Raw genomic sequence first — 6000 nt, forward strand, 5'->3', positions numbered from 1 at the left:
CGCTACTCCTGACCTGCCATGGTTATGACAGTTTTTTGTATACCAGAGAATGGGGCTGCGGCGCCTGCTCAGCAACAGTTAGAGCACCGCGAAGCATATCTGCTGCCTGGTTCCATGACGCTTCTGAACTGGCATGGAGCATGGCAATCGGCTGCGAAGGATCAATCCTGTCACCCAACCGGCAAATTTCAGTGAAGCCTACTCCATAATCAATCGTATCAGAAGCGACTTTTCGCCCTCCACCCAACTGCACCACGGCCATCCCCACTTCCCGGGTGTTCATTGCTGAAAGATAGCCTTCTTTATCTGTATAAACCGGCTTAACGATGGCAGCAATGGGCAGGTAACTACTATATCGTTCGACAAAGTCGGACGGGCCACCCAGGCCGTGCACCATCCTGCCGAAAACTTCAGCCGCCTGACCATTATCCAGTACTGACTGCAGTTTTTCCCGGGCCTGCTCAACGCCGGCAGCCAGGCCTCCGGATACCAGCAGTTCTGCTGATTGAGTCATGGTAATGTCCAGCAGGCGCTCATTGCGATATTCACCGGTGAGGAATTGCACGGCTTCTCGAACCTCAACTGCATTTCCTGCAGAGGAAGCAAGGCACTGGTTCATATCCGTCAGCAATGCCGTCGTTTTCACACCGGCCCCATTGGCTACCTGAACGATACTCTGTGCTAGCTCCACTGATTGCTCGAAGGTTGGCATAAAGGCACCGCTGCCCACCTTTACATCCATCACCAGGGCATCCAGCCCTTCCGCCAGTTTTTTCGAGAGAATGGATGCGGTGATCATGGCAATGGATTCGACCGTAGCCGTCACATCGCGGACACCATAAATGCGTTTGTCCGCAGGTGCCAGCTCTCCGGTCTGGCCGACAATGGCGACACCGGTTTCTTTGACTACTTTGCGAAACAGTAATTCTGAGGCGCTGGTGGTATAGCCGGGAATACTGTCCAGTTTGTCCAGTGTGCCCCCGGTATGCCCAAGACCACGACCTGAAATCATGGGTACAAAACCACCACAGGCCGCAATCATGGGACCAAGCATCAGACTGACGACATCGCCAACACCACCGGTGGAGTGTTTATCCAATATGGGCCCGGGGAGATGGTCTGACGACCAGTCCATCACCTCTCCGGAATCACGCATGGCGCAGGTCAGGGCGATTCGCTCATCAATATTCATCCCCTGAAAGTACACGGCCATGGCGAGAGCACCGATCTGACCTTCCGACACCGAGTTATCCGTAACACCTGCAATGAAACTGCGAATCTCCTGCTCGCTAAGCGCCTCACCTTCACGCTTACGACGAATAACTTCCTGTGGAAGAAACATATCAGTACCCTTCTTTGCTGGCTTCACCCTGTTTCAGACCAAGGGCAATCAGCAGATTACCCAGCAGGCTGCTGGCACCAAACCGATAGTGACGACGGTTTACCCAGCCATCACCCATAATGTCATCCGCCAGGTCCAGGTGTAATGCAGCATCTTCTGCGGTTTTGATACCACCGGCAGGCTTGAAGCCAACCTGAGTGTTGCCACTGTCACGGATTGCTTCCAGCATGATGCGGGCTGATTCCGGGGTTGCATTGACCGGTACCTTACCAGTGGAGGTTTTAATGAAGTCGGCTCCGGCAGCGATGGAGATTTCACTGGCCTTACGAATCAGGGCAGGATCTTTCAGCTCACCGGTTTCAATAATCACTTTCAACAGTACATTGGCACCACAGGCATCTTTGCAGCGACGAACCAGTTCAGCACCGACTTCTTCATTGCCAGCCATCAGAGCACGGTATGGGAATACCACGTCAACTTCATCAGCACCATAGGCAACCGCAGCTCTGGTTTCTGCGACAGCGATATCAATATCATCACCACCCGCAGGGAAATTGGTTACCGTGGCAATCGTAACGTCGTTGAGGCCAAGGGCGTTCAGCGTTTTACGGGCAACAGGGATGAAGCGGGGGTAAATGCAGACAGCAGCCGTATTGCCGGCTTCTGTATGCGCCTGATGACAGAGTTCAATGATTTTCTCAGGGGTATCATCATCATTCAGGGATGTAAGATCCATCAATTGCAGAGCCTGACGGCTACGGGCATTAAGATCGGTCATGGGGCAATCCCTCTGGATAAATTGGCAATGACTGGTAGTTGAGAATAGCAATGAACGGGAAGCACCTCTTCCGTTCATTGCTCAGTGGAGCCTGTATTAATAGTATACCAACCCGTGGCCCAAACCCTTTTATGAATAACCTGCTAGACCAAATACATCAGATGGCCAGAAACGTTATTTCATAGTGATTCGAATTCAGAAAAGCTGGGATGACTTGTATTTTCGACAGATACAAAAAACCCCTGTAACAAGACAGGGGTTTTTGCTGATCATCCACCTGAGGCTGCAGGGCATACTGCAGTCTCATTCGTCCATTGCTGAAGCATCGACCTATTGGAACAGGCAACGGTAATAGTTCGTGCTTATTTCAGCCAGCCATACTGGTTCCCGCCAGTATCGCCATGGAACGACGGACGAATACTAACGACTCAAAACACCAGGGTATATCAACAAAATCAGGATGCCCATTCTATGATTTTGAACGGTTTCAATACCCCTCACTATTGCTCCTTTCTTTCTGGAAGCAGCTCTCCCCATCAAAGCGACAATTCCTGTCTATACTCCAGAAAGCTTCTTGATGCAGAGCCTGATATCAGGCACTGCATTCTGCATCCTGTCTTTTCCTGAAACCTCTGAAGCGTTGGTGTTTGTACGAGTGATAACATGGCCTTCACCGTTCGATTTCACAAGCGCTCACAACACCAGCATTCAGCAGGTACATGCCACCATGTCCCGGAGCGTACATCATGCCTCTGCATTACCGCGATGATATTCTGGATAATCTGGTCGACGATGTTTATGCATCGTCCGATCTTTCCATCAGCATGCCCAAATATAAAATGCCGGAGAAGCAGCAGGAGCCAAGACATGCTTTTCAGGTGGTTCATGACGAACTCATGCTGGATGGTAACTCCCGCCAGAATCTCGCCACATTCTGCCAGACATGGGTCGATGAAGAAGTACACAAAATCATGGACGAGTGTGTCGACAAAAACATGATCGACAAGGACGAGTACCCACAAACAGCCGAGCTGGAAAGCCGCTGCGTTCATATGCTTGCCGACCTGTGGAACTCACCAGATGCCATGAACACCCTTGGTTGTTCCACCACTGGTTCCAGTGAAGCAGCCATGCTGGGAGGTATGGCATTGAAATGGCGCTGGCAGGAAAGAATGAAGCAACAGGGAAAGCCAACGGATAAGCCCAACCTGATTTGCGGCCCGGTACAAATCTGCTGGCATAAGTTTGCCCGCTACTGGGATATCGAACTCCGGGAAATTCCCATGGAAGGGGACCGATTAATCATGAGCCCGGAAGAAGTGATTAAGCGATGCGATGAAAACACGATTGGTGTCGTGCCAACCCTGGGGGTCACGTTTACCTGTCAATACGAACCGGTAGAAGCCGTCAGTAAGGCACTGGATAAACTCCAACAGGACACTGGCCTGGATATTCCCATACACGTTGATGCGGCCAGTGGTGGCTTTCTGGCTCCATTCTGCGAACCCAATCTTCTGTGGGACTTCAGGTTGCCACGGGTTAAATCCATCAACGCATCTGGGCATAAATTTGGTCTTGCCCCCCTTGGCGTAGGCTGGGTCGTATGGCGCGACAAGGAGGACCTGCCCGAGGATTTGATTTTCCGCGTAAACTATCTTGGCGGTGACATGCCAACCTTTGCTCTGAATTTTTCCCGGCCCGGCGGACAGATTGCCGCACAGTACTATATTTTCCTGAGACTCGGCAAAGAAGGTTATCGTCGTATACAACAGGCCTGCTATGAAACCGCTCAATACCTTAGCAAAGAGATCGAAAAGCTGGGCGTATTTGACATTATTTATAATGGCAAGGGTGGCATACCGGCCATGAGCTGGTCTTTGAAAAAAGGGTTAAACCCCGGGTTCAATCTTTATGACCTTTCGGATCGTATCCGCAGCCGGGGCTGGCAGATCGCCGCCTATTCCATGCCAGCAAACCGTGAAGACCTTGTCATCATGCGCATCCTGGTTCGTCATGGGTTTACCCATGATCTGGCCGACCTGCTGGTTGATGACCTGAAACGTTGCCTTGATTACTTTGAGAAACATCCGGTTCAAGAGCCCGGAAATGCCGAGGACTCTTCTGGCTATAACCACAATTAATACCAATTAAACTTTCTAAACCCGTTATGAGCATGATGGATTGGAGTGTAAGACAATACCCTAAAGGGCATAAAGGCGAAGTGACGAGTCATAGCCGTAGCTATGGCGAGGAGCTTTAACGCAGGAATACGCTTCAGGCCATCTGCGCAATAGGGAGTTAGAAAGTGCAATTGGTATAACCTGCCCTGCACACTCCTGATGCGCAGGAGTGTGCAGATAATGAAAAAATCTGAAAAGAACCAGCGCTGATCAGGTATTATTGCCAACCTTATCTACTCAACCCATTACAGCCTTCTATGATTCCAACGGAAACGCTACAGATTGTTCGGGCAGTTGCCCATTTTCGTAACTTTACAGCGGCCGCGAAGCATCTGCATAAAGTGCCCTCGGCAATCAGCTATACCGTTCGGAAACTGGAAGACCGTTTGGGTGTGCAGCTGTTCCTCCGTGACAGCAAACGTGTTGAGCTGACGCCGGCGGGTGAGCACTTTATTGAACACACCGACAAGCTGCTTGCCGCACTGGAGGAACTCGAAGACAGTACACGACAATTAGCAACTGGATGGGAGCAGGAACTGCGTATCGCCCTGGATAACGTGGTAAACCAGGGAAAGGTCTATGACCTGATTCAGGATCTTCAGGCTGTGCGCCCTGAGGCAGGTCTGGTCATCAATACCGAGGTCTACAACGGTTCCTGGGATTCATTGTTCCATGGGCGTTGTCAGGTCGTGATTGGCGCCCCTCAGGATATCCCGGAAGCTATTCTTAACCAGGATCGTTTTGCCTGGCGTTCAATGGGCAATATGACCTGGGATTTTGTCGTCTCCCCGGATCACCCATTGGCCAAACGTAAAGAGCCGCTCTCCATGGAAGAATTGCAGGAGTACCGCTCCATCTGCATACAGGATACGTCACGATTCTTCCGTCATGGCTACAACCTGCTTCTGGAAAACCAGCAGGTACTTCTGGTCCCCAGTTTCCGGGCAGCCATTGAGTGTCTGTTAAGAGGACTTGGAGCGACTATTTTGCCAAGCCATTTTGCCAAACCTTATATCGCAGAAGGGCTTCTGGTGCGTAAAGACGTTGTTAACCTGCACTATAATGATGGCTGCCTACTTGCCTGGAATCAGGAAAATATGGGACAGGGCCTGAAGTGGGTTCTGGACTGGCTGGGCTCTGAAACCTGGCTGAACAAAGTCTGGCTGCAATACGATGAGAAAATGCCAATGGGCTATCACGTGCCCTGAGTAAGCCCTTTGAATCACAAGGGGTTAAAGATATGCAAAGCCCTTTGTGATTCAACGAACAGAACGCAGTTATCTGCAATTACTTAAATACCGGCTCCAGATCAACGAATAAGTAATACCAATCGTGCTTTCTAACTCCCGTGATGAGCATGAAGATTTGCCCCTTAAGACAAGGCGGCGTGAGGAGTCATAGCCTAAGCTATGGCGACGATCGCCAACGCAGGATTAAGACTCAAATCTTCAGTGCAATAGAGAGTTAGAAAGCTCGATTGGTATGATCTAATACCAATTGAATTTTCTAACTACTGTATAACTGCCCAATCACGGGAGCACAGACTGAACAGTCGACCAGCTTCGCTGCAAAGGTTATTCCAAGCTTCACAGCAACAATCTACAATATTTTCATAACCTGAAAATGCTTTGTTTGATAAGTCATGCTCCCGCATCCACTCCCATAGCCTTTCTGAGCTGTTTAACTCCGGTGCGAATGGT

At 50.3% G+C, this 6000-nt stretch carries 4 protein-coding genes and 1 pseudogene; 2 read left to right on the plus strand and 3 right to left on the minus strand.

What is annotated here, in order from left to right:
- Positions 1 to 22: 22 nt before the first annotated feature.
- Positions 23 to 1342, minus strand: coding sequence for a thymidine phosphorylase (gene deoA / locus AK963_RS09880; protein ID WP_066015284.1), 1320 nt, complete (start codon positions 1340 to 1342; stop codon positions 23 to 25).
- 1 nt (position 1343) lies between these two features.
- Complete coding sequence (gene deoC / locus AK963_RS09885) at positions 1344 to 2120, minus strand: deoxyribose-phosphate aldolase (RefSeq protein WP_066015285.1); 777 nt, start codon at positions 2118 to 2120, stop codon at positions 1344 to 1346.
- Positions 2121 to 2866: 746 nt separating this feature from the next.
- Between deoC and gad the strand changes: the two genes are divergently transcribed.
- A complete protein-coding gene (gad, locus tag AK963_RS09890) occupies positions 2867 to 4261 on the plus strand; it encodes a glutamate decarboxylase (RefSeq protein WP_066015286.1) in 1395 nt (464 codons plus the stop codon).
- 296 nt (positions 4262 to 4557) lie between these two features.
- Complete coding sequence (locus AK963_RS09895; protein ID WP_066015287.1) at positions 4558 to 5508, plus strand: LysR substrate-binding domain-containing protein; 951 nt, start codon at positions 4558 to 4560, stop codon at positions 5506 to 5508.
- 302 nt (positions 5509 to 5810) lie between these two features.
- Here the strand turns inward: AK963_RS09895 and AK963_RS35245 are convergent.
- Positions 5811 to 6000: pseudogene (locus AK963_RS35245) on the minus strand (IS630 family transposase); the annotation flags it as partial.

The organism is Endozoicomonas atrinae, from assembly GCF_001647025.1.
Classification (GTDB): domain Bacteria; phylum Pseudomonadota; class Gammaproteobacteria; order Pseudomonadales; family Endozoicomonadaceae; genus Endozoicomonas; species Endozoicomonas atrinae.